Consider the following 22,500-nt stretch of genomic DNA (forward strand, 5'->3'; position numbering starts at 1 on the left):
TCGGGGCCAGGCGGTCACCCGAAGCGCACCCCGGCGAGCTGCTCGGACAGGTCCCAGATCCTCGCACCGTCCTCTGCGCTCGCGAGCCGGCTGTACAGCGGCTGCTCCGCGGGCGCGCCGCTCAGGTGGTTGAAGCCTTTCGGACCGTAGAAGCGACCACCCAGCGCCTCCGGGCTGGTCGCCCCGTACACCGCGGGGAGCGCGGCCGTCTCCGGAGTGCCGAACAGGACGCCGAGCCGCGACAGGCCCCGGATGCTGCGCACCGCCATCGTGTCGTGCTGCCGGCCGATGCCGGGCTGCGCCGCCAGCAGGTTCGTCGCCGCGATGCCCGGATGCGAGAGGTTGCTGCGGATCCCCCAGTCGCCGGCGACGCTGCGGCGATGTAACTCCATCGCGAACAGCCCGAGCGCGATCTTGGACGACGAGTACGACGTGAAGGCGCCGTACGAGTGTTCCCACTGGAGGTCGTCCCAGTTGACCGCGTGCTGGTTGGCCGACACCGAGACCTGGGTGGTGACGTGGGCGCGGCCGTCGCGCAGCAGCGGCAGCAGCCGGGCGCTCAGCGCGAAATGTGCGAGGTGGTTTGTCGCGAACTGCACCTCGAACCCGTCGACGGTCTCCTGCCTGGTCGGCGGCGACATGACCCCGGCATTGTTGATGAGGATGTCGATGGGTCGTGCCGCCGCCACCAGGTCGTTCGCCAGAGTCGCGACCGAGTCCAACGACGAGAGGTCGAGCATCCGCACCTGCACGGACGCGCCCGGCGTGGCTTCGCGGATGCGCTGCGCGGCCGCCTCGCCCTTCTCCCGGTTGCGGACCGGCATGAGCACGTCCGCGTGCGCGCGAGCCAGCCGCGCGGCGATGTTGTAGCCGATGCCGTCGCTCGCTCCCGTCACGAGCGCGAGCCGGCCGCGCAGGTCCGGGACGGCGACGTCGATGGGCGTGCGGGGCATGGGCGCTCTCCTCGTGATGGGCAGGAGTCCATCCTGCGCGTTCGCCCGGGCAGAGTACATGCCCACTCCGTCACCGCCCACCCCGCCCCTCCCGCCGCCGCGCCCGCGCCACGCGGATGCGCGCCCGCAGCCGCGCGCGCCCGGAGCGCAGCCGCTCCCGGAACACCCACACCAGCGCCAGCCCCACGAGCACGAGCGGGAGCAGCTCGGGCGCGAGGATGAAGGCTCCGAAGACGATGTCGAGCGTCTCGAAGCCGATGAGGGATGCGGCGGCCACCCAGGTCCAGCCGCTGAAGAGGGTGGCGCGCGTGTGGAGGCGTCGCCAGAGGGAGTCGTCGTTCATGGGTCCGTCCGTCGTCGGTGGGTGATCGGTCGTCGTGCCGATCGCACCGCGCGGACGGGGATGTCAGAGCGCGCGCAGCGGTCGGCCGATGGCGCGACCGGGCGCGCGGGGCGCCGGGAGGCCGATGAGCGGAGCGCGTCGGACGGCGGGTGGCGGTGCTGCGCCGAGGGGTGAGACGCGGCGACGCTCGCCCGGAACGGCCGTGCCCGCCGAGGCCGTGCGCACCACTGCCCGCGCCGCACTCGCGATCACGACCGCGGCAAGAGCGAAGGCCACCAGCACCGTCGCCACCATCACCAGGGCGGACAGCCGGGCGGCGGGGTCGGTCGAGACGAGCAGTTCGAGCAGCGCCCATTCGATGACGGACATGCGCTCCCCTCCCCGGTGCAGCGTCCGGAGCCCCGTGCAGCATCCGGATGTGGTCGAGCCTAGCCTGCCGTCCGACGCGCCCGATACTCTGGTGCTGCGCATTCAGCGGCAGGCCGTCCGGCCCGTGGATGCGAGAACCCCCTTGCGAAACGGAGACGCTCGATGACCATCCGGAGCGGTCCGTTGGCGCGGCGGCTCGGCCTCGGCGACGCGGTCGTCATCGGGCTCGGGTCGATGATCGGGGCCGGGATCTTCGCCGCGTTCGCTCCCGCGGCCGCCGCAGCGGGGGCCGGTTTGCTGATCGGTCTGGCGATCGCTGCGGTGGTCGCATACTGCAACGCGTCGTCGTCGGCGCAGCTGGCCGCGCAGTACCCGACCTCGGGCGGCACGTACGTCTACGGGAGGGAACGGCTCGGCGAGTGGGCCGGGTTCCTCGCCGGGTGGGCGTTCGTGATCGGCAAGACGGCCAGCTGCGCGGCGATGGCCCTGACGTTCGCCGCATATGCGGCCCCTGCCGGATGGGAGAAACCCGTCGCGGTCGCCGCGATCCTCGCCCTGGCGGCCGTGAACTATTTCGGCGTCTCCCGCACCGCCGGGCTCACCAGGATCATCGTGGTGTTCGTGCTCGCCGTCCTCGCGCTGGTCGTCATCGCGGGGCTCACCGCCACCGGCACACCGCACACCGACCTGGGGCTCGGGATGTTCGACCACGGCTGGTACGGCATCCTGCAGGCGGCCGGGCTGCTGTTCTTCGCGTTCGCCGGGTACGCCCGCATCGCCACGATGGGCGAAGAGGTGAAGGATCCTGCACGCACCATCCCGCGCGCGATCCTCGGCGCGCTGGCGCTCGCGCTCGTCGTGTACATCCTGGTCGCGGTCACGCTGCTGCTCGTCCTCGGGCCGGAGCGGCTCGCCGCATCCTCTGCTCCCCTGGCCGATGTCGTCGCGGCCACCGACTGGACCTGGGCGGCGCCCGTCGTCAGGATCGGCGCGGCGGCCGCCGCGCTCGGGGCGCTGCTCGCGCTGATCGCCGGGATCGGGCGCACCAGCCTCGCGATGGCGAGGAACCGGGACCTCCCCGCCTGGCTGTCTGCCGTGCATCCGGTGCACAAGGTGCCGCATCACGCCGAGATCGCGCTGGCGCTCGTTGTCAGCGTGCTCGTGGTGACCGTTGACCTGCGCGGCGCCATCGGGTTCTCGTCGTTCGGCGTGCTGCTCTACTACTTCGTCGCCAACATCGCCGCGTTCACCCAGGACCGGCAGCACCGCCGGTATCCGAAGCCGGTGCAGGTGCTGGGCGCGCTCGGCTGCATCGTGCTCGTCGCGACGCTTCCGCTGGTGTCCATCGGGGTGGGGATCGGCGTGCTCGTCGTCGGGGCGGTCGGGCGACTCGTGGTGCTGCGCCGCCGCAGAGCGCGCGCGTGACGCTCCCCCGAGTGCGCCGGCGGCGTCACTGGCCGGCGACCGCGCTGCCGGTGAGTTCGTGCCGGGAGAACGTGTAGACGATGCAGTAGTACGTGCGGTCGCCGGTCGCCCACTTCTCGCTCGTGTCCGGGTAGCGGAGGTCGAGCTGGACGTCCTCGTTCCAGCGGGCGACCCAGTCCCAGTTCAGGAACGGTTCGCAGAGGCTGCTGACCTGGGTGTCCAGCGCATCCTTGCCCGGGAACGCCGCGTCGGCCGGCTGCGGGAGCGAGCCCGTGGTCAGCAACTGCGCGATGTGCCGCTCGGCACAGTCGACCACCGGATACGCGTCCGCCCACTTCGAGTCGTAGGTCTGCAGGCAATCGCCGGGCTTCAGTGTGCCGACCGGCTGCGACGGCACGGTGGCGACGTGGGTCGCGGTCGGGCGCGGCGGGAGGCCGAGCGGAGTCGGAGCGGGCGGCGGCAACGGTGGATGCGGTGCGGCGGCAGGCGAGGAGGATGAGGCAGCGGCCCGCGCCCCTCCGGCGGGAAGCCCGACGGTGGCGATCCCGACCACCAGGACGGCGACGCCGATCGCGGCCGTGACGGCGACCAGGATCAGCCAGCCCCGCCGCGACAGCCCGTCGCCGGTGGGCGTGACCCTCACAGGCCGTTCCATCGCAGCCTCCTCCGGTCGGCACAGCACGGGAGATCTCAGACTATGAGCCGAAACGTCGTCGGGCAATCGCGGCTACTCTGACCTCATGCCGCGCATCGGATTCTCCGCCGACCTCCTGCGGCCGGCGACCGGGGCCGCCTCGCACCGCGTCACGTATATCGAGCTGTTCTTCGACCTCGTGTTCGTGTTCGCCATCACGCAGGTGTCGCACATCCTGATCCACGAGCAGAGCGGCCTCGAACTCGTGCACACCCTGGTCCTGGGATGCATGGTGTGGTGGATGTGGGTGTACACGACCTGGGCGTCGAGCTGGCTGAACCCCGAGACCGGCGCCGTGCGGGCGCTGTTCATCGTGATGATGTTCTTCGGGATGCTCGTGTCGATCGCGATCCCGGAGGCGTTCGGCGACCGTGCGCTCCTGTTCGCAGTGAGCATGGTGGCGTTGCAGCTGAGCCGCAGCCTGTTCACGATCTTCGCGTTCGCGCGCACCCAGCCCGACCACGCCGTGAACTTCGTCCGCATCAGCGTGTGGCACGCCGCCGCGGGAGCCGTCTGGATCGCGGGGGCCTTCGTGCCGGAGGACGCACGCCTCTGGGTCTGGCTCGCGGCCCTCGTGATCGACCTGATCGGGCCGAGAGCCCGGTTCTGGACACCCGGCCTCGGCACATCGGACCTGCAGACCTGGAACGTCTCCGGCGAGCACATGTCCGAGCGGGTCAGCCTGTTCGTGATCATCGCGCTCGGCGAATCCATCGTCGTCACCGGGTCCACCTTCGGCACCGGCAGGATCGACGCGGCGACGTTCGGCGCGTTCGTCGCCGCGTTCGCCGGGACCGTGCTGATGTGGCTGCTCTACTTCACCCACAACCAGCGTCGCGGCAGCGAGTTCCTCGAACAGGCGGACGAGCGCGGGATGATCGCGCAGACGGCGTTCACGTACATCCCGATCCTGTTCGTGTTCGGCATCGTGCTGACGGCGGTCGCCGACGGGCTTGTGCTGCACGACCCCACCGGGGAGACCGAGCTCTGGGCGGCCGGGCTGCTCACCGGCGCTGCGGCGCTCTACCTCGTCGCGAACGCGCTCTTCCGACGCGCGGTCGGCGGGTCGTGGCTGATCGCGCAGCTGATCGGCGCGGCAGTGGTGCTCGCGCTGTTCGCCCTCACCCCGGTGCTCACGCCGCTCGGACTCAGCTGGGCGGTGAACCTGGTGCTGCTCGTCGTTGTGCTGTCGGATGCGCTGAACCGGCGTCGGCGGCGTCCGGCACCGGATGCGTCATCCGCCCACGTCTGAACCGTCGGGAACCTTCACCAGGTCGTCCGGCCGCCAGATCTGGTCGTAGAACTCGGTGGTCGTGCCGTAGAGCCGGAAGGCGACGATGAAGTCGCGCCCCGGAACGGTCTGCACGAACGCGGCGTCCGTGACATCCTGCGGCTTGGCCGGCCCGAACCAGAGGTCGATGGAACCGTCGTCGTTCTGCGGGATGTCGTAGTAGCCGTTCGTCGACGGAAGCAGCTGCTCGGTCTCCGGCATCGTGCCGTCGATGACGTTGTACGCCGTCGCCGCCCAGAACAGCCCGGCCGGGATGTTCGCCGGCAGGTGCAGCCGGTAGGTGGACGAACCGGTGAGGAAGTCGCCGTCCGCATCCCGGTAGGTGAACGGGTACTTGGATCCCGCGCCGGTCGAGTGGATGTTCATGGCCGGCGCAGACGAGTACGCGTACTGGAAGAAGCGCGCACGGGTGTTGACGTCGAGGTAGCTCTCCTGCATCCACTCCGCGGTGCCGCCCGCCCACGCCTGCTCCCACTGCCGGTCGTGGTAGTAGCGATTGCGCTGGTCGTCCCTGCCGAGCTGGGCGAGGGCGAGGATCATCTTCGGCGCCGTCTCGACCGCGCGCTGCAACTGCTCGCTCTGCCAGCCGGTCGGCTCGAAGGGCTGACCCTTGACGATCCCGATCGAGGCGAGGACGCCCCGCAGTTCGGGGTCGATCGCCGAGACGGGCTCGACGTCCACGAATTCCTTGAGCTTCGTCCAGTACGTGGCATCGGTCGGGTACATGTCGAGCCGGATGCCGCTGGCGTTCGGGAACTCCATCGGCAGGGCGTCCTTCTCCTCCGTCCACAGCGGGAAGATCCTGGTGCGCTCGGCGACGGCCACGCCGGCCGCGGGATCGGGCTCGCCGTCCCCCTGGCCCATGATCGTGCGGAAGAACAGGAAGACGTTGGACGTCGACGAGTGGAAGGTGAAGTACCCGCCGGGGACGTGCCCGTCGTAGCCGGGCGGCAGCAGAAGGTAGAGCCCGCCGCGGGCCCGGTCGGGACCGATGGCGCCGACGTCGGTGATGGTGCGCTGGAAGAAGTCGGTGAACATCCCGATCACGTTCGCCGGTGCGTTCACCACCAACGGCCCGGTCTCCCGCAGGTCGAGGTAGCTCATCGCGTAGATCACGTCCGCGTTGGGGGTGGGCACCCAGGTGCGGCTGTCCATCCTGTCCTTCCAGATCGGCAGGACGTTGTATCCGCTGCCGAACTGCGCTTCCGAGCCGTCGCGCATCCCGATCACGTTCAGCGCCGGCTGCATCGTGAAGTACGTGTGGATCGCGCGCTGGTAGTACAACTCGGCCCGCAACGCCTCGGCCTCCTCCTGGGGCAGCCAGTTGCCGTCGTTGATCTGCCGGACGAGCGGGGAGGCGTGCTGGTCGCTCATGTTTGTTCCTTTCACTGGGGTGGGTACTCGGTTGTGACGTAGAACGGGTAGACCGCGGCCACCTGGCCGTCCAGTTCGATCTGCCAGCGATAGCCGGCGCCTGCGGCGAAGTGCAGGCCGGAACTGAAGTTGGCGGCGATGACATGGGTGGCGGGCAGCACACCGGCCGGCACGTCGATCCCGGGCGACGCGCCAGCGGTGAACCGCACCGTCCTGGCGATCCGCACCTCGATGCTGCCGCCGTCCCCGTCCGCGATCCGGACGCTGTCGCCGTTCGCGGCAGCCAGTGTCAGCTCGACGATCACCGGATGTGCGGGGCGGGTGGGCAGCGCGACCGTCGCCCACACCGCGAACGGCACGGACGCGGTTCCGGCCGGCGTGACGGTCAGGATGCGCAGCCCGGCCCCGACCATGTTCGCCTTGCCGGTGTCGTCCACGTTGACGAAGTCGGCGAGCGTCATCGACACCGTCGCCGGGAGTTCCGGCGACAGCGGTTCAGGTCGCGCGTCCATGAGGGGAACGGCTCACAGGGCGAACAACGCCCACTCCGGTCGGCAGAGGCGACGCTCTTGACCGGACTGGTCGACCACCCACTCGTCGTGCGTGCTCGACACATAGGTGGCGAGCAGCGTCTCTGCCGCCCACCCGTCGGCGCTCCTGGTCCACCGCACCAGGTGGATGTTCTCGCCGCAGCGGGGCGCATTCCCCAGCGGGATCTCGAATTCCGTCATCGTTCCTCCCGAGCGTCACGGTCGTGTCTTCTGCGGATCAGTAGCCCGGCACCGAGCAGCGCGAGCGCCAGGATGGCGACCGGGAGCGTGTCGGAACCGGTGTCGGAGAGCGCCGGAGCGGCGGGGTCGAACGTGTTGGTGACAGTGATGTCCACGGGCACGGCGTCGCCGACGGTGACCACCCCGACCGAGCCGTCACCGTCGTTCGGGGTGATCGTGGTGCGGTCCGCTCCGCCGTCGGAGCTCTCGGTGACCCGGCAGGTCGCTCCCGCCGGAAGGTCCGTGTACTCGGCCGTCAGCGATGTGGAGCGCGAGAGCGTGCGGTCGGGGCCGCCGGGGATCGCGACCGGCGCCGGCATCCCGTCGATGGCGGCGGTGCAGCTCAGATGGACGACGAAGGAGCCACCGCCGCGTTCCGCCGCCCCGTCGCCGGCGATGACCTTGTGCACAGTCAGCGAGCCGACGTCGAACGTGTTGACGACGTTCAGCGTCACCGTCTCCCCCGCCACGACCAGGGTCGGGCCGGCCGGTTCGCCGTTCTCGTCGAGCACCTGAGTCGACGTCGCCCCCGCTGCTCCTGTCTCGCGCAGAAGGCAGACGGCGTCGGCGGGAAGCAGCTCGTAGTCCGCGGAGTACGCGGTGTCCGCGCTGAGCGTCCTCGTCGCTCCGCCCGGAACGACCACGGGAGTCGGCACCCCGTCCACCGGATGCACGCAGGCCAGCGCCACGGTGAACGGTCCGGCGCCGTACAAGTCGGCCCCGTCCCCCGTGCGCACCTTGTCGACGTGGATCGCCCCGGTGAGGAACGTGTTGGTGGCGGTCACGGTGACCGTGTCGCCCGAGCCGACGGTGACCTCGCCCGGTGAGACGACGGACGCGTTCGCTCCCCCGGCGCCCGGCTCCGTCACGGCGCACACGGAGCCGGCCGCGATCCCGGCGACGACCTTCTGGAGCGGCTGCGTGCCGCCGAGGGTGACGTCTCCGTCCCAGGTGCTCCGCGATCCGGATGCGTCGTCGAGCGTGCACGACACGCGCAGCACGAAGGGGCCGGCGCCGAACGCCGCTCCGCCCGCGCCGTCGACCACCTTGACGAGGCGAATCGCGCCGACGCCGAACGTGTTCGTGACGGTCACTGTCGAGGTCGGGTCCGTCCCGGCATCCGGGGTCAGCACGACCGTCGCGCTGTCGCCAGCGGTCGGGCCGGTGGTTCCTCCGGAGGTGACCGTGGTCGTCGTGGTCGAGGCAGCGCCCTTGGCGTCGGTCTCCGTCACCACGCAGGAGGCGCCGGCCGGGAGCCCGCTGAGGGTGAGGGCTTCCCCGTCGCTCAGGTCGGCCGTCATCGGCCGCAGCGGTCCGTAGCCGTCGGCGTACACGGCGGCGCCGAGGAAGGTGCAGTCGACCGTGACCGTGAACGGGCCGTACGCGATGGGGGTGCCGTCCTGATCGACCGCGCTCGAATCGACGCTCTTGACCACGACCAGACCGGCGAGGTCGTACACGTTCGTCACCGAGATCACCGGGACGGGGTCGGTGTCTGTGCCGACGACGACCTGGGTCGCGGTGCCGGAGGTCTGGCCGGCGTCGTCCTCGACGACGGTGCACTCGGCCCCCCAAGGCAGATCGTCGACGGTCACAGGGGTGCCGGGCGTGAGGGTGACGGGGATCGGGTCGAGAGCGACGCCCGCCGACACGCAGCGGAGCTCGCCGGTGAAGGTGGCCGGCGCGTAGCCTGCGCCGGCGCCGGTCACCTGCTTGATCACGGAGACCGGGCCGGTCGCGAGGGCGACGCCCACCTTGTTGCCCTCCGTCTGCGCGGTCACGGTCGGGGTGGCGCCGACGAGCACCCGGCCTGCGACGCCGACGGTGTTCCAGGCGATCGGGTCGTCGAGCCCTGTCGGAGGCACGGCGGGGGTCCTGGTCGTGACGTCGATCGCGATGGCGCCGCCCGGCGCGATGGTCGGATCGAACGTGACGACGAACTTCAGCCCGGTCACGGTCGTCGGGTCGACCGCCGCATCCCAGGGCGTCCACGCTCCGGGCGGGCACGCGACGCCCGTCGTCGACAGGTCGTCGGTGCACGGAGCGGCGTCCGTCGTGTAGTACTGCGCGAGGGTCGCGCCGGGCGGTGCAGAGGCGAGCACCGCACTGCCGGTGTATGTCGGCCGGAACTCCGAGCCGCGGGGCAGCGGGGTCAGCACCCCGGTGTCTCCCGGCGTCGGCAGCTTGTCGATCGCCACCATCCTGTCCATCGGAAGCGTGCCGGTGTTGATCAGGTTGAGCCGCCACACCTCGGTGCCGCCCGGCTTGGTGATCGGGACGCACGGTCCGGCGTAGAAGCCGTCGGCGTCGGGAACGCAGGTGACGGCCGGGTTGGTGGACTCCACGCCCAGCTCGGTGTCCGTGGCGCGGACGCCCTTGATGCCGCGGAGCGCGCCGGCGGTCTCGACGGTGACGGTGGTGTCGGTCGAGCAGGCCCCGGTGGCGGGGTCCAGGGTGCCGCCGCAGCTGTCGAACGGACGGTCGCCGGTGACGCTCAGCGTGTTCGTCACGTTCGTACCGGCCGCGAGCCCTGTGCGGAACATCAGCGCGATCGTGATCGTGTACGTCTGACCGACTTCGAGCACCGTCCCCGGCGGGAAGGTGAACTGGATGCGCGCCCCGGCCTGGCTGACGGTCGCATCCACGTCGGCGGGGTCGGTGGGCATCGGAGGTCCGCTCGGGGGTGCGGGTGCCGCCCCGGCCAGGGCGTAGCTGTACGGGCTCGTCCCCGGGTCGGCGAACGGGTCGAAGACTAGGAGCGGTCCAACGGCGTCGGTGGGCAGCTGGTCGGTGATCACCGGGTCGGTGACGGCGATGGCGCCGGTGTTTGTCACGGTGAGGGTGTACGGGATGACCGTGCCCGGTTGCTGCACGCCGGCGGGCGACTTGGACACCTGCACCGCGCTGGTGGCGTGCAGGTACTGCACGGTCGCGGTGCTCGAATCCGTAGCCGTATACGGAGGGCCTCCCGTTTCGAAGGTGCCCTCCGCCAGCGCGTCGACCGTGTTCGTGAAGGTGCCGGCCGCGCTCTCCCCGGGCGCTGGAGCGTTCGTGGAGAGGTCGCTCGGCACCTGTCCGCCCGAGCGGAGGTCGGCGCGGCGTTGCGCGCTGATCGCGACGGTCTGCAGCGGAGACGGCTGCAGGAGGTCGCCGTCCAGCTGGGTGAAGACGAAGCGGATGCCCTCCACCTGGTCTGCGGTCACCCCGGCGGGGAGTGGTGACGCGTTGGCGTCTGCCTCCGTCTGGCGCACACCGAGGATCCAGGTGCCGCCGTCGGCCACGCAGTCGGCGGTCGGGTCGGCGAAGGAGCGGCCGGTGCACACGTCGATCTGGACCCGGTCGATCGGGGCCGTCAGAGCGAGCGGGGTGGAGAAGCCCAGGAAGTCGAACGCGTTCCAGAACGTGCCGGAGGCGTCGGACAGGGTGATGCGCCTCGCCCGGACCGTGCCCCCTGGCTGACCGGACATCGTGACCGTGACCGGAGAATCGTCCGGCTCCGTCTGCTGAGCGGGGACGATGGTCTTCGAGGTGGCGACGGTCAGGACGCCGTCGGCGAGTTCGATCGACCCGGAGGCGTTGGTGGTCGGGCTGCCGCCCGCGGCGCCGCCCTCGTCGCTCACGCCCGCCTGGGCGACGTTCTCGACCGGCGAGAACTCCGCGGCGGTCACCGGATCCCCCGACGTGCGCGCCGTCGCGCGCAACCGGGTGTCGAAGACGACCGTCGACGCCTCGCCGGCTTGGATGCGCCCGGTGTGGACGACCCGCAGCGACACCACGTCCGCGAGCTGGGCCGGTGTCAACGCGAGCGCGTCGGCGATCGAGTATCCGGTGGTCACTCCCCCGGCCGTCGTCAGCTCCACGGTCGAGGCGGTGGCCCCGGCGGGGACTCCGACGCTCTCGAACTTCACGAGGTCGAAGACCTCGAACGGGGTCGATGCGCTGCCGGGCGCCGGATCGCTGATGGTCAGGTTGTCGACGCTGGCCGCCGTGGTGTTGGTGGCGACCAGGGTGATCCGGCCGGACGGGTACAGGGCGGGGTCGACGCCGGCCTGCGGAACACCGAGCGGACCGCCCTCCCACGTCTTGCTCAGGGTGACGTTGAGGGGGACGTCCAGGAGCCGCACGATGTCGGCGGCGGTGTCCGTGACCGTCGAGCCGTCGACCGACGACGTGCCGGTTGCCCGGGCGGTGTTCTCGATCTCCCCCGCTGTGCCCGTGTTGTAGAGGCGCGTCGCGATGACGGGGTCCGGCGTGGTGACGGGCGCCCTGACCTCGTCGCGCAATTGGAAGGTGAGCACGATGGCGCGGTCGTTGCCCGTGGAGCGGGCGACGCCGGAGCCGACCGGCGGCGCCGTCGGGTCGCCGGCCGATGCGCTCGCGCGATCGGGGCTCTCGGCGTACGTCATCCGCATCCCGACCGTCGACGCCTGTTCGGCGGCGGTGAGGGTCAGGCCGGGGAAGGTGCCGATGCAGGCGGCGGGGCAGGGGTCGTTCGCCGCGTCGACCCAGGCCGTGCCGTTGTAGAGCTGAACGGAGGTGACCTGGTCGTAGATCAGATGCGGGTCCTGCGCTGCGGTGATCGCCGGGATCCCGACGAGGTCGAAGGCGTTAAACACCGAGTCGGACAGTGCGGTGGTCGCCGGGTCGGACGGGTCGGAGATCACCATCGTGCCCAGGTTCGCCCTGCCGCCGGTCGACCAGTCGAGGGTGGCCGTCGTCTGCGCCTCGCTCCTGGCCGTGAGCACCTTCGGGGCCGCCCAGCTCTTGGTGAGGAAGTCGTCGCCTCCAGGAAGTCCTCCGGCGATCAGGTCGACGACGGGGCACGGCGACGGGATCACGGCCGATGCCGATTCGCCGCCGACCCCTGTCGCCGAGGACGCCGCGCAGTTCTCGATCGTCTCGTCGGTGCCGGTCGCGGGACCGCTGCCATCGCGGAGCTGGTCGCGCAACGACATCGTCACGTTGGGCTGAACGGTGGTGCCAGGGGGGAATCCATCCGGTGCGGTGTAGACGAAGCGCAGGCCCTGGATGTCGTCCTGCAGGTCGGCCGGGATGTCCATCGAGAACACTGTCGGCCCCGCGATGCCGACCGCACCGGGCAGGTCGACCCACTGTGTCCCGTCCCAGTACTGGATGGTCAGCGTCGAGCCGGCGGGAACGGCCGTCTGCGTGATCGCCGTCGCGTCGAAGTGGTTCCACCAGTCGGTGAGCGCCGGCGGGTCGCCGGGAGGGTCCTGCACGACGATGGTGGTCGCATCCACGGTCGATTGCGGGAACGGGCTGGTGGAGGCGGGCAGCTGCACCGTCACGAACTCTCCGGCGGACGACGCGATCTCGTTCGGGCTGATCACCTTGCCGATCGTCGTGTCGAGCCGCGAGGTGTAGACCGTGAGATCGGCGGTGGCCGCCGCCGTCCCGGTCGTGCCGGACGCCGACGTCCCATCGACCGTCTGGCTGTTGCTGATCGTGGTCGAATCCGTGGTGATCCCCGCGTCGGTGTCGAGGGTGAACGGGATGCTCGCGCTCGCGCCGGGAGGGAGGGTGCCCGTGAACGTGACGGAGAACCGCGCGACGGATTTCGCCGGGTCGGGGGCCGGGATGCTGTCCGGCGTCGTCGAGGTGAGCACCTCGTCCGTGCCGCCCGCGTAGTAATAGTGGACGCTCACACCGGTGGCACCGTCCGGCCACTCCACGCCGCTCGTGAACCCGGCGAACGACGTCCCGGCGGGGAAACCGTCTGCGAAGGGATCCGCGCCGGTCAGTGTCGGCTCGGTGAAGCTCAGCTCCGTCAGCGGGACGGCGCTCTGGTTGGTGCCGCCGATCGTGACCGTCGTCGGGTCTCCGGCGACGATCGGGTTCGGATTGAACGACTTCGTCGCGGCGACCGTGACGACGCTGGACTGGATCGTGTAGTCGGCGGAGGCGGTGCCGGTCGCGGTGTCCGTGCCGTGCGTCACCTCGCTCTGCACGGTGTTGTCGACCACGAACGCAGCGGTGAGGTCGGCGACGTCCGGCCGCTGCACCAGGTTCACCTCCACGGACCCGCTGGCATCTGCGGGGATCGGCTCGCCCGCCGAGTTGCTGAACGTGATCCTCACCCCGGAGACGCCGTCGGCCGGGACGCCGCCCGGAAGCACGGCGGTCGGTCCCGGGGTGCCGAGCACCCACTGCGTGCCGTCCCAGACATCGACCTGCACCTGATCGGCGGGAGCAGGGAACGTCACGGTGCCGAGCGAGTCCAGCGCGAGGTGGTCGAACGGATTGGGAGTCGCCGTCGGGTCGGGCGGATCGGTCAGTACGATGCTGTCGACGCCGGCATTGGACGTGTTCGTGCCGGTGAGCGTCAGCGTCGTCGGGGTGCCGGGGTCGGCGGGAGCGCCGGTCGGGTCGAACGATTTACTCGCCGTCGTCGCGAGGTCGAGGGGCACGATCGGGGTGACGCTCGCAGTCGAATCAGCCGGTGCCAGCTGGTTGGTCGCCGTGAGCTCCGCGGAGTTCGGGACCGGGATGCCACTCGCCTCGAACGGCAGGTCGTCCCGCGCCCGGACGGTGATGGTCACGACGCCGGTGGCCGACGCCGGCAGCCCGATGGCGCCGGGCGGATCGTCCAGCGGCGAATTGAAGACCACCGTGACGTCCTGACCGGACACCTGCGGGGTCTCGGCGGACAGCCCGGTGCCGACGGACACGCTGACGACCTCGAACGCGCCGGGGACCGAATCCGTGAGGGTCGCGTTCGTGCATCCGGTGCCGATGTCCACGGCCGAGCAGCCGACTTCGAGGGTGTAGGTGAACGTCTCCCCCGGCGCGACGGTCGTCGCCGACGCCGTCTTGGTGAGCGTGACCTCACTCGGCCCTTCCGCGGCGGCGGGGGCCGCGGCGACGGGGATCATCGCGAGAACGAGGAGCGCAGCAAGCGCACCTCCAGCCAGCCGACCTGCCCCTGATCGTCTCGCCGAGCGCATCATGACACCGAATCCCCATTCGCTTCGTCACGCGCTCCGAACTATACGAGGATGTACAGAAACCCTCTAGACCCCTCTTTCCACCCCAGCGGATTCGGGACCGGTCAGATCCGGATCGGAAAGGTGGCGAGAAGCACGACGCCGAACAGGGCGAAGGCGATGGCCGTGCCGATCAGGACCAGGCGCCCCGTGCGCGGGATGGCGCGCTGCGACATGGCGGCGAGGAAGAGCACCAGCGCGAACATGACCGTGAGCAGCGAGTAGTTGTCTCCGCGCGCGTTGTCCGTCAGTGCGGCGTTGTAGCGCTCGTCGGCGCGGTCGTTGAGCTTCTTGGCCTCCGCCGTGCCGGGAGGAACGTAGTCGGACCGGACGAACGGCCCACGATCGACGCGTCCCTCAGCGGTCCAGGCGTCGAAGGCGACGGCGAACTCCGGCGAGAACCGCGCCTCGATGTAGTCGACCAGCTGGGTGTCGCCGCGGGCGTCGGCGAGCACCCACTGTTCGAAGACGCCCTGGTCGAGCGCCCGCGCATCCCGTGCCTGGCTGGCATAGTCGCCGGCCTGCACCCTGGCGCTCGACGCCTGGCTGAACGCGATGGACATCTCCCCGCCCCACTTCGAGGACTCGAAACCGCACCACGCCGTGAGCACGGCGACCGTGGAGAGAACGATGACGGCGATGGTGTCGACGGTCGGCCGGCGCCTCCTCCCCACCCGCTGCGGCGGTGCCTCCCCGGTCACGGCGCCGCTCGGCTCCTCCATCGTGCTCCCCCTTCTCGAGTGTTCGAGATCGAACAGGTCCTGGATGCGCTCAGCGCGTGAAGCTCACGTGGATGACAGCGTACGGTCAAACGGTTTCCGCGGTCCAGGGTGCTGGTGTGTGAGCCATAACGGCGGAGTCGTAGGGCGACACGCCGCTGTACTCTCCGCACAAGCGGAGTCCGGACCGCCGCGCGACCGCGTGTCCGCTGGAACGGAGACGGCGGCGTCCGCTGCCGCGCCTTGGTGAGGACGGATGAACGGCCCGGTTGCTCGCGGTTCTCCGTTCGGGCGGAGAAACAGGCGGCGCGTCGCGCGCGTTCTCCGCGTGAACTACTCTCGAGCGGACGCGCCAGCGGCCGGTGTGAAAGGGTGGCGGTATGCCGTCGCCGCAGTCGCTGAGTGAAGAGGACCGCCGTCTCGTCGCGGTGTGGGCCGCTGACTGCGCGGAGCGGGTGCTGCCGCTGTTCGAGGCGGAGGCGCCCGACGACGACCGGGCCCGGGATGCGATCGCCAGAACCAGGGCGTTCGCGCGCGGCGAGCTCGGGGCCGCGGAGGAGATCCGTCGCCGGTTCGTGGCGGGTCGCGCGGCGAAGGCGGTCAGCTCGCCCTCCGCGGTCGCCGCCGCGCGGGCGGCAGCGCAAGCGGCCGGGGTCGCGCACATGGGCGCGCACGCCCTCGGCGCCGCGGCGTACGCGGCCACGGCGGCGGCGCTCGCCGCACCGGAACGACCGGATGCGCTCGACGCCGAGATCGCCTGGCAGCTCGCGCGGCTGAGCGGGGAGGCGAGGGCCGCCCTCGCGGCCCTGCCCCCGCTCGGCCACGACTCCGCCGGGCCGCTCGGGCCCGGGCTGCTCGCCTCCGGCCTGCGCGGCGAAGTCATCCGGCGGCTGCAGGCTGCGGTGGCGGTGGGCGCCGGGGACTGACCTCAGCCCGCGGCCACCTCCACGCGCCGCAACTCGCCCGCCGACCCGAGCTCCAGCACCTCCGTCAGCCCGAGCCGCGCCAGGAACCGGTCGTCGTGACTCACCACCAGCACCGCGCCGCGGTAGGCGGTGAGCGCCGCCACCAGCTGGTCGACGCTCACCAGGTCGAGGTTGTTCGTCGGCTCGTCCAGCACCAGCAACTGAGCGGGAGGGTCGGCGAACAGCAGCCGGGCGAGCGACACCCGGAACCGCTCGCCGCCGGAGAGCGTGCCGACCGCACGGTTCACGTCGCTGCCGGAGACCAGCAGGCGGCCGAGCTGGTTGCGGAGCTGCGCATCCGGAACCTGGGGCGCCACCGCACGCAGGGTGTCGAGCACGCTGCGCGACTCGTCGAGTCCGGTGAGCCGCTGGCTGAGATAACCGACCCTGTCGGTGTGCAGCACCCCGCCGGCCCGGCCGGACTCAGAGGCGCGTCCGGCGACCAGGTTCTCGAGCAGCGTCGTCTTTCCAACACCGTTCGCGCCGACGATCGCGATGCGCTCCGGACCCTGCACGATGATCGTGCGGTCTGTGCCGTGCAGTTCACCGATGCGTCGGCCGGAGGGCACATCCGGGTCGGGCAGCTGCAGGCTGATCTTCTGGTCGGGCCGGATACGCGCCGCCGCCGCCTCTCTGTTCGCCTTCGCGGCGTCCAGCTTGTCGTCGAGCCCGGCGCGCAGTTTGCCCGCGGAGTTCTCCGCCCGGGACGCCAGCCCGTTCATCAGGATCTTCGACCCCTTCTTGTTCTCGTTCGCGGTCTTCGCCGTTCGCGCCCGCTTGGCGAGCTTGCTCTCCGCCTCTGCGCGCTGGCGGTGTTCCGCCTTCACGGCGTGCTCCGCCGCCTGGGCAGCGAGCACGGCGGCCGCCTGCTGCCGGTCGAGGTTCTCCTTCCACTGGCTGTACGGGCCGCCGAACACGGTGAGCCTGCCGTCGTAGAGTTCGGCCGTCTGATCCATCCGGTCGAGCAGGTCGAGGTCGTGGCTGACGACCACGAGGGTGCCCGGCCAGGTGTCGAGCAGGTCGGCGAGCATCCGTTTGGCGTCGCGGTCGAGGTTGTTGCTCGGCTCGTCGAGCAGCGTGATCGGCAGGTGCCGCACGCGGAGGCCGGCGATGGCGATCAGCATGACCTCGCCGCCGGAGAGCGTGCCGACGCTGCGGTCGAGGTCGGCGGAGCTGAAGCCGAGGCGGCGCAGCTGCTCGTCGGCGCGGGACTCGATGTCCCAGTCGTCGCCGACGGTGTCGAAGTGCCGCTCGTCGACGTCGCCGCTCTCGATGGCGCGCAGGGCGCTGACGATGGGCGCGATGCCGAGCAGGTCGGCCAGCGTCGTCGCATCCCGCCAAGTGACGGACTGCGCGAGATAGCCGACGTCTCCGGTGGTGCTGATGCTGCCGCTTGTGGGTGTGAGCTCGCCGGCGATGAGCCGCAGGAGCGTGGACTTGCCCGCTCCGTTGTCGCCGACGAGGCCGGTGCGGCCGGAGCCGAAGCTGCCGGTGACGCCGGCGATGGCCGGCTCGCCGTCCGGCCAGGAGAACGAGAGGGTGGACAGGACGATGGATGCGTTGGACATGGATCCCCTAGAAGTGCGCGCTCAACGGGATACGGGAGCGGAATGATCAGAAACCTGCCCGCGTCCCGGCGGATCGCCGGTGTGCGGGTTCGACGGCGTCGCACGTCGGCGCTGCCCTGCAGAGGACTCCCCTGCCGAGGGCTGCGCGCTGACGCTGCTGCGGGGCCGCCACCGAGAAGTCGGTGGCTAGGCTCTGTCGATTTCGGGGATCAGCACAGCGTCCGCTGTAACGGTATCTCTGCCCATGGCAGGCACCTTGTATGGTGGGCCGATGAGCGTTCAGGAGACCTGGATCGAGCACCGCCGCTCCGACGGCGAACTGCTCGGCTGGATGGACCAGGACGGCGACGGCTTCGTCGCCGTCGACCTGCTCGGCCGCCGGGTGACCGGCGTTGTCGACTGGCTTGACGCCGAGGAGCACCTGGATGCGCTCGGCATCGGCTACCTGGCCGACCCGTTCGAATTGCGCCTCGACGACGGCCGCTGGCTGCGCGTGCGCATCACCGAGGTGTCGACCGACGCCATCCGGGTGAAGAAGGACGACTGGGGCGACATGAACGCCCCGTTGGTCGAGTACACGGTCGGGTTCCCGCTGCCGGACGGCCTCCGTCCGATGGGACCAGACCGCACGGTGTCGTTCCCCGACGGCTTCACCTCCGCTACGCCGTGAAGCATGATCTCCGGAAGGAGCTCGCCAGCTACAGCGCCCCACGCGGACGGTTCGACGTCGTCACCGTTCCCCCGTTGCGCTATCTCATGGTCGACGGCCACGGGGACCCGAACACGGCCCCCGCATACCAGGCGGCACTCGCAGCGCTCTACCCGTTCGCGTACAAGCTCAAGTTCTTCAGCAAGAACGAGCTCGGCGAGGACTACACGGTGATGCCGCTCGAAGGGCTCTGGTGGGCCGACGATCCTGCAGCGTTCACCACCGGCAGGGACAAGTCGCTCTGGTCGTGGACGCTCCTGAACCTCATCCCGGGCTGGATCACCGACGAGCATCTCGACGCCGCCCGCTCCGCAGTGGCCCGCTCGGTGGGCGGCGCGGCGATCGACGCGGTGCGGGCGGAGTGGCTGGACGAGGGGCTCTGCGTCCAGACGCTGCACGTCGGCTCGTACGACGACGAGGCGCCCGTGCTGGATGCGCTGCACACGGAGTTCGTGCCGGCCAACGGGATGCGCATGGTCGGCCTTCACCACGAGATCTACCTGAGCGACGCGCGGCGGACGGCGCCGGAGAAGCTGCGGACCATCCTGCGGCAGCCGGTCGCGCGCATCCCGAGCATCCCGAGCATCCCGAGCTGAGGCGGTCTGCGGCCGGGCGGCCTTGCGTCTCCTCCCGTTCCCGCATACCGTTCGAGCCGACTCCCCCACCCATCGACCAGAGGAGAGACCCATGCCTGCAGACCCGGCGGACGAGCTGTCGCCAGCGGAGAAGCGCGAGGACCAGCTGACCACGGCCCCGAAGTCCACCGAGGAGGCCGCGAAGCCGCGCATCAGCACCGAGGAGCCGGAGCCCGGCGTCACCAGGATCGACATCAGGGACGACGCGAACGCGCGGCCGGGGAAGCCCGACACAGAACGGGGCTGACGCGGGCGTAGGCTCGAAGTCCCGTCCGGAAGGCCCCACGCATGACCATCAGCACCATCGACACCCGCACCGCACTCATCGTGGTCGACCTGCAGAACGCGATCCGCGCATACCACGTCGCCCACCCGGTCGAGGAGGTCTTCGCCAACGCGGGGGCGCTCGCCGACGCGTTCCGCGCTTACGGACTTCCGGTGGTGCTGGTGAACGTGGCGGGGCGCGCTCCCGGCCGCATCGAGGCGCAGCCCGGCGCCCAGGCCCAGAGCCCGATGGGCGAGCGCCCGGCCGACGCGCTCGAATTCGTGTCGGAGCTGCACCGCACCGAGAGCGACCACGTGGTCACCAAGCGCACCTGGGGTGCGTTCACCGCCACCGATCTGGATGCGTACCTGCGCTCCGAGGGCGTGACGCAGGTGGTGATCGCCGGGATCGCGACCAGCGCGGGCGTCGAATCCACCGCGCGGCAGGCGCACGAGTTCGGCTACAACGTCACCCTCGCCACCGACGCGATGTCGGACAGGAGCGCGGAGGCGCACGACCACGTGGTGAGCAGCGTGTTCCCACGAATCGGCGAGACGGGCACGACGGCGGAGGTCATCGAGCTGCTCGCGAGCACGCGGGCGTAGCCGCCGGCAGGGGCGGATGCGCGGCGCCGCTACTCCCCCACCCTGTCCTCCACCGCCGCCAGTTCCCGCGGCAGCTGTTCCACGATCTCGCTTGCGAGGAACCCGAGCGCCGCCACCTCCCGCGCCAGCGACTCCCCTGCCGCCGCGTGCAGGTACGTGCCCCACGCCGCCGCCTGCAGCGGACCGCAGCCCCGGGCCGCGAGCCCGGCGATCGCGCCGGCCAGCGCATCCCCGCTGCCCGACGTGCCGAGCCCCGGTCCGCCGTCGCGGACGTGCAGGATCGTGCCGTCGGGGTCGGCGATCCAGCCGTGGCAAGTGACGACGGCGCGGTAGCGCCGAGCGATGCGGAGCAGGTCGGCCGGCTGGTCGTCCAGCGGGCGTCCGAGCAGGAGCGCCGCCTCGTCGAGGTTGGGCGTCAGGATGCGCGCGCCGCGGCCGAACCCGCGAAGGACCTTCCGTCCGGCCACCGCCAGGGCGCCGAGGGCGTACGCGTCGAGCACCAGGGTCGCGTCGCGGGAGACGACACCGGCGAGTGTCGTCAGCATCCGTTTCGTTTCGCCGATGTCGTCGAGGCCGGGTCCTACCAGCACGGCGTCGGCACCGCCCAGGTCTGCTGCGGCCGCCGCGACCGACCGGCCGCGCACTGAGCCGTCCGCCTTCTCCGCGAGCGGCACGATCCCGCACTCCGGCAGGGCGACAGCCACCGCCGTGGCCGAGGACTCCCCGACCGCGAGCGTCAGCCGGCCGGCGCCGACCCGCAGGGATGCGCGCCCCGCCAGCAGGGCAGCGCCCGGCGAGCGTTCGGCACCGCCGACCACCACCACGTCTCCGCGGGACTGCTTCGACGCGCCGGGGGCAGGGAGCTCCCAGCGACGCAGGTACACCGCATCCACTTCGACAGCTGTAGCCGCTGTGCCACCCGTGCCCGCCATGCCTCCCCGCTCAGTCGTCGACACGGGCCGCTCCCGGGTGCGCCGTCGCCGGAAGCCCGGCGTCGTGGAGGTGCGCGTCGTCGGCGAACGCGTCCAGCCGCCAGCCGGCGCCGTCGCGTTCCAGCGTAGTCAGGGAGGCGTTGCCGACGATGCGGGAGACCAGGAAGTCGTCCAGCTGCGGCTCCGTCCACCCGCACAGCACGTACAGGAACACACTCACCACCGCGTCGTGCGTGAACAGCACGACCGGCCGTCCGTCGGCCGTGTCCAGGTCGCGGAGGAACGAGCGGAGCCGGAGGGCCACGTCCGTCCACGCCTCGCCGCCCGGCGGGCGGTAGTAGAGCTTCCCCAGCCAGCGCCGCCTGGCCGCCTCCATCGGGAGCCGCGCGTCGACGCCCCGGGTGGTCAGCGCATCCAGGATGCCCAGTTCGCGGTCGCGCAGACGCTCGTCGATGGTGAACGGCAGGCCGCCGCCCAGTGCGAGCTCGGCCGTGCGCACGGCGCGCCGGTACGGAGAGCTCCAGAACAGCGCGCGCTCCGGATGTCCGTCCAGCGCGTCGGCCAGCCGCGGCCCGACGGCGGTGGCCTGCTGCTCGCCGAGCTGGGTCAGCGGAACGTCGGGGTCGCGCGCCTCCACGGCAATGGTCTCCGCGCCGGCCAGCTCTGCGGCGGTGGCCGCCACGTTCGCTGTGCTCTCGCCGTGACGGATGAAGATCAGCTTTCCGGCAGTCATGGCGCGGAGTGTACGCCGCACCCGGACCGGACGGCGGGGGCTTGCCGAACAGCGGATTCGGTGTTCGATGACCGTCATGACAGACCGACGAGACGACAGAGAAACCGGCTTCGACCAGACCAACGGACTGGCCGACGGCCTCGACGGAGTCGACGGAGGCGCCGTCGACCCCACCCCGGACAAGAACGTCATCGGAGACGTGATCGGCGCGCTCGCCGACCCGGACGACGACCTCGGCACCCGGCGCGACGGCGACGCCGAACGGGAGGCCGACGACCCGGGTGACGGCGACGAGGGCGAGACGCCGTACAGCGAGGAAGGGAAACCGTAACGAGCATGGCCGACCAGGACTTCACCCCGCGCACCGCGATCGTCACCGGCTCGGATTCGGGGATTGGCAAGGCGACGGCCGTCGCGCTCGCCGAAGCCGGGCTCGACATCGGCATCACCTGGCACTCCGACGAGGACGGCGCCGAGGAGACCGCCCGGCTCGTGCGGGACGCCGGCCGCCAGGCGTTCACGACCAGACTGGACACCACGGACGCCCCCGCCTGCGGCGACGTGGTCGACGCGCTCGCCGACCGGCTCGGCGGCTGCGACGTGTTCGTCAACAACGCGGGCGTCAACGGCGGCCCCGCGTTCTTCGACACCGACTGGGACACCTGGCGCACGACCGTCGCCGCCGACCTCGACGGGCCGTTCGTGTGCATCCAGCGCGTCGCCAGGCGGATGGTGGATGCGGGACGCGGCGGACGCATCATCGCCGTCACGAGCGTGCACGAGCACCAGCCGCGGGTCGGGTCCGCCGCATACGATGCCGCCAAACACGGCCTCGGCGGGCTGATCAAGACGCTCGCCCTCGAACTCGGCGAATACGGCATCACCTGCAACTCCGTCGCGCCCGGCGAGATCTCCACCCCGATGAACGACGCGGACGACGAGGATCCACGCCGGGTGCACCGGCCGGGCATCCCCCTCGGCCGCCCCGGCGACGCCCGCGAGGTCGCCGCCGTGATCGCGTTCCTCGCCTCCCTGCAGGCGTCGTACGTCACCGGCGCATCCTGGACCGTCGACGGCGGGATGCTGCAAATGGGTCCGCAGGCCGGCTCGCACCTCACCGGCGACGAGTGGCGGAGGGCGTGACCG

The 22,500-nt window shown here is 71.1% G+C and carries 21 protein-coding genes; 9 read left to right on the top strand and 12 right to left on the bottom strand.

Features of this window, described 5'->3' with window-relative positions:
* Positions 1–14 precede the first annotated feature (14 nt).
* From AC1ROC_RS02605 to AC1ROC_RS02615, 3 genes are all read right to left on the bottom strand, one after another.
* A complete protein-coding gene (locus AC1ROC_RS02605; protein ID WP_492997908.1) occupies positions 15–953 on the bottom strand; it encodes an SDR family oxidoreductase in 939 nt (312 codons plus the stop codon).
* Positions 954–1,023: 70 nt separating this feature from the next.
* A complete protein-coding gene (locus AC1ROC_RS02610) occupies positions 1,024–1,296 on the bottom strand; it encodes a hypothetical protein (protein ID WP_492997910.1) in 273 nt (90 codons plus the stop codon).
* Positions 1,297–1,359: 63 nt separating this feature from the next.
* Positions 1,360–1,665, bottom strand: coding sequence for a hypothetical protein (locus tag AC1ROC_RS02615; RefSeq protein ID WP_085370803.1), 306 nt, complete (start codon positions 1,663–1,665; stop codon positions 1,360–1,362).
* A 162-nt stretch (positions 1,666–1,827) separates the two neighbouring features.
* Here AC1ROC_RS02615 and AC1ROC_RS02620 point away from each other — a divergent pair, with 162 nt between their 5' ends.
* Positions 1,828–3,090 (top strand): APC family permease, encoded by a 1,263-nt coding sequence (locus AC1ROC_RS02620; RefSeq protein WP_492997912.1) that lies wholly within the window; start codon positions 1,828–1,830, stop codon positions 3,088–3,090.
* Between the two features lie 25 nt (positions 3,091–3,115).
* On the opposite strand, the gene AC1ROC_RS02625 is transcribed toward AC1ROC_RS02620, so the two are convergent.
* Positions 3,116–3,745 carry a septum formation family protein gene (locus AC1ROC_RS02625; RefSeq protein WP_492997914.1) on the bottom strand — a complete coding sequence of 210 codons (630 nt, stop codon included), beginning with the start codon at positions 3,743–3,745 and terminating at the stop codon, positions 3,116–3,118.
* 85 nt (positions 3,746–3,830) lie between these two features.
* Here AC1ROC_RS02625 and AC1ROC_RS02630 point away from each other — a divergent pair, with 85 nt between their 5' ends.
* The gene (locus AC1ROC_RS02630) at positions 3,831–5,036 is read left to right on the top strand and encodes a low temperature requirement protein A (RefSeq protein WP_492997915.1); all 1,206 of its coding nucleotides are present in this window, start codon (positions 3,831–3,833) and stop codon (positions 5,034–5,036) included.
* Here the strand turns inward: AC1ROC_RS02630 and AC1ROC_RS02635 are convergent.
* The 5 genes from AC1ROC_RS02635 to AC1ROC_RS02655 form a co-directional block, all read right to left on the bottom strand.
* Positions 5,019–6,449 (bottom strand): DUF1254 domain-containing protein, encoded by a 1,431-nt coding sequence (locus AC1ROC_RS02635; RefSeq protein ID WP_492997918.1) that lies wholly within the window; start codon positions 6,447–6,449, stop codon positions 5,019–5,021. The two genes, AC1ROC_RS02630 and AC1ROC_RS02635, sit on opposite strands and share 18 nt — an antisense overlap.
* Positions 6,450–6,460: 11 nt before the next feature.
* Positions 6,461–6,961: a DUF6941 family protein gene (locus AC1ROC_RS02640; RefSeq protein WP_492997920.1), complete on the bottom strand. Its 501-nt coding sequence runs from the start codon at positions 6,959–6,961 to the stop codon at positions 6,461–6,463.
* 12 nt (positions 6,962–6,973) lie between these two features.
* On the bottom strand, positions 6,974–7,180 hold the full coding sequence (locus AC1ROC_RS02645; RefSeq protein WP_168689439.1) for a hypothetical protein: 207 nt from the start codon (positions 7,178–7,180) through the stop codon (positions 6,974–6,976).
* Positions 7,177–14,112, bottom strand: a complete 6,936-nt coding sequence (locus AC1ROC_RS02650; protein WP_492997922.1) for a DUF5979 domain-containing protein — start codon at positions 14,110–14,112, stop codon at positions 7,177–7,179. Before AC1ROC_RS02650 ends, AC1ROC_RS02645 begins: the two co-directional genes overlap by 4 nt.
* 176 nt (positions 14,113–14,288) lie before the next feature.
* Positions 14,289–14,945 (bottom strand): hypothetical protein, encoded by a 657-nt coding sequence (locus AC1ROC_RS02655; RefSeq protein ID WP_247597069.1) that lies wholly within the window; start codon positions 14,943–14,945, stop codon positions 14,289–14,291.
* A gap of 377 nt (positions 14,946–15,322) precedes the next feature.
* On the opposite strand from AC1ROC_RS02655, the gene AC1ROC_RS02660 reads away from it, so the two are divergent.
* On the top strand, positions 15,323–15,868 hold the full coding sequence (locus tag AC1ROC_RS02660; protein WP_492997924.1) for a putative immunity protein: 546 nt from the start codon (positions 15,323–15,325) through the stop codon (positions 15,866–15,868).
* 2 nt (positions 15,869–15,870) lie between these two features.
* Here the strand turns inward: AC1ROC_RS02660 and AC1ROC_RS02665 are convergent, their stop codons facing one another.
* Complete coding sequence (locus AC1ROC_RS02665) at positions 15,871–17,475, bottom strand: ABC-F family ATP-binding cassette domain-containing protein (RefSeq protein WP_492997926.1); 1,605 nt, start codon at positions 17,473–17,475, stop codon at positions 15,871–15,873.
* Positions 17,476–17,746: 271 nt separating this feature from the next.
* Here AC1ROC_RS02665 and AC1ROC_RS02670 point away from each other — a divergent pair, with 271 nt between their 5' ends.
* From AC1ROC_RS02670 to AC1ROC_RS02685, 4 genes are all read left to right on the top strand, one after another.
* On the top strand, positions 17,747–18,145 hold the full coding sequence (locus AC1ROC_RS02670) for a hypothetical protein (RefSeq protein WP_085370813.1): 399 nt from the start codon (positions 17,747–17,749) through the stop codon (positions 18,143–18,145).
* Positions 18,142–18,780 (top strand): GyrI-like domain-containing protein, encoded by a 639-nt coding sequence (locus AC1ROC_RS02675; protein WP_492997928.1) that lies wholly within the window; start codon positions 18,142–18,144, stop codon positions 18,778–18,780. Before AC1ROC_RS02670 ends, AC1ROC_RS02675 begins: the two co-directional genes overlap by 4 nt.
* Positions 18,781–18,871: 91 nt before the next feature.
* Entirely contained in the window at positions 18,872–19,066 is a 195-nt protein-coding gene (locus AC1ROC_RS02680) for a multidrug transporter (protein WP_492997929.1), read from the top strand.
* A gap of 41 nt (positions 19,067–19,107) precedes the next feature.
* Positions 19,108–19,689, top strand: coding sequence for an isochorismatase family protein (locus AC1ROC_RS02685; protein WP_085370816.1), 582 nt, complete (start codon positions 19,108–19,110; stop codon positions 19,687–19,689).
* 29 nt (positions 19,690–19,718) lie between these two features.
* On the opposite strand, the gene AC1ROC_RS02690 is transcribed toward AC1ROC_RS02685, so the two are convergent.
* Positions 19,719–20,621 (bottom strand): ADP-dependent NAD(P)H-hydrate dehydratase, encoded by a 903-nt coding sequence (locus tag AC1ROC_RS02690; RefSeq protein WP_492998907.1) that lies wholly within the window; start codon positions 20,619–20,621, stop codon positions 19,719–19,721.
* A 10-nt stretch (positions 20,622–20,631) separates the two neighbouring features.
* Complete coding sequence (locus AC1ROC_RS02695; protein ID WP_492997931.1) at positions 20,632–21,354, bottom strand: histidine phosphatase family protein; 723 nt, start codon at positions 21,352–21,354, stop codon at positions 20,632–20,634.
* Positions 21,355–21,430: 76 nt separating this feature from the next.
* Between AC1ROC_RS02695 and AC1ROC_RS02700 the strand changes: the two genes are divergently transcribed.
* Positions 21,431–21,685, top strand: coding sequence for a hypothetical protein (locus AC1ROC_RS02700; protein WP_492997932.1), 255 nt, complete (start codon positions 21,431–21,433; stop codon positions 21,683–21,685).
* 5 nt (positions 21,686–21,690) lie between these two features.
* Positions 21,691–22,497, top strand: coding sequence for an SDR family oxidoreductase (locus tag AC1ROC_RS02705; RefSeq protein WP_492997933.1), 807 nt, complete (start codon positions 21,691–21,693; stop codon positions 22,495–22,497).
* Positions 22,498–22,500 lie beyond the last annotated feature (3 nt).

The organism is Leifsonia sp. GW821-FHT13C05, assembly GCF_058806515.1.

Coding starts and splice junctions, on each gene's coding strand:
- AC1ROC_RS02625 (WP_492997914.1), bottom strand. CDS start 3,745: ATGGAACGGCCTGTGAGGGTCACGCCCACCGGCGACGGGCTGTCGCGG.
- AC1ROC_RS02610 (WP_492997910.1), bottom strand. CDS start 1,296: ATGAACGACGACTCCCTCTGGCGACGCCTCCACACGCGCGCCACCCTC.
- AC1ROC_RS02650 (WP_492997922.1), bottom strand. CDS start 14,112: ATGATCCCCGTCGCCGCGGCCCCCGCCGCCGCGGAAGGGCCGAGTGAG.
- AC1ROC_RS02700 (WP_492997932.1), top strand. CDS start 21,431: ATGACAGACCGACGAGACGACAGAGAAACCGGCTTCGACCAGACCAAC.
- AC1ROC_RS02635 (WP_492997918.1), bottom strand. CDS start 6,449: ATGAGCGACCAGCACGCCTCCCCGCTCGTCCGGCAGATCAACGACGGC.
- AC1ROC_RS02705 (WP_492997933.1), top strand. CDS start 21,691: ATGGCCGACCAGGACTTCACCCCGCGCACCGCGATCGTCACCGGCTCG.
- AC1ROC_RS02605 (WP_492997908.1), bottom strand. CDS start 953: ATGCCCCGCACGCCCATCGACGTCGCCGTCCCGGACCTGCGCGGCCGG.
- AC1ROC_RS02640 (WP_492997920.1), bottom strand. CDS start 6,961: ATGGACGCGCGACCTGAACCGCTGTCGCCGGAACTCCCGGCGACGGTG.
- AC1ROC_RS02695 (WP_492997931.1), bottom strand. CDS start 21,354: ATGACTGCCGGAAAGCTGATCTTCATCCGTCACGGCGAGAGCACAGCG.
- AC1ROC_RS02685 (WP_085370816.1), top strand. CDS start 19,108: ATGACCATCAGCACCATCGACACCCGCACCGCACTCATCGTGGTCGAC.
- AC1ROC_RS02615 (WP_085370803.1), bottom strand. CDS start 1,665: ATGTCCGTCATCGAATGGGCGCTGCTCGAACTGCTCGTCTCGACCGAC.
- AC1ROC_RS02645 (WP_168689439.1), bottom strand. CDS start 7,180: ATGACGGAATTCGAGATCCCGCTGGGGAATGCGCCCCGCTGCGGCGAG.
- AC1ROC_RS02655 (WP_247597069.1), bottom strand. CDS start 14,945: ATGGAGGAGCCGAGCGGCGCCGTGACCGGGGAGGCACCGCCGCAGCGG.
- AC1ROC_RS02680 (WP_492997929.1), top strand. CDS start 18,872: ATGCCTGCAGACCCGGCGGACGAGCTGTCGCCAGCGGAGAAGCGCGAG.
- AC1ROC_RS02660 (WP_492997924.1), top strand. CDS start 15,323: ATGCCGTCGCCGCAGTCGCTGAGTGAAGAGGACCGCCGTCTCGTCGCG.
- AC1ROC_RS02620 (WP_492997912.1), top strand. CDS start 1,828: ATGACCATCCGGAGCGGTCCGTTGGCGCGGCGGCTCGGCCTCGGCGAC.
- AC1ROC_RS02670 (WP_085370813.1), top strand. CDS start 17,747: ATGAGCGTTCAGGAGACCTGGATCGAGCACCGCCGCTCCGACGGCGAA.
- AC1ROC_RS02690 (WP_492998907.1), bottom strand. CDS start 20,621: ATGGCGGGCACGGGTGGCACAGCGGCTACAGCTGTCGAAGTGGATGCG.
- AC1ROC_RS02630 (WP_492997915.1), top strand. CDS start 3,831: ATGCCGCGCATCGGATTCTCCGCCGACCTCCTGCGGCCGGCGACCGGG.
- AC1ROC_RS02665 (WP_492997926.1), bottom strand. CDS start 17,475: ATGTCCAACGCATCCATCGTCCTGTCCACCCTCTCGTTCTCCTGGCCG.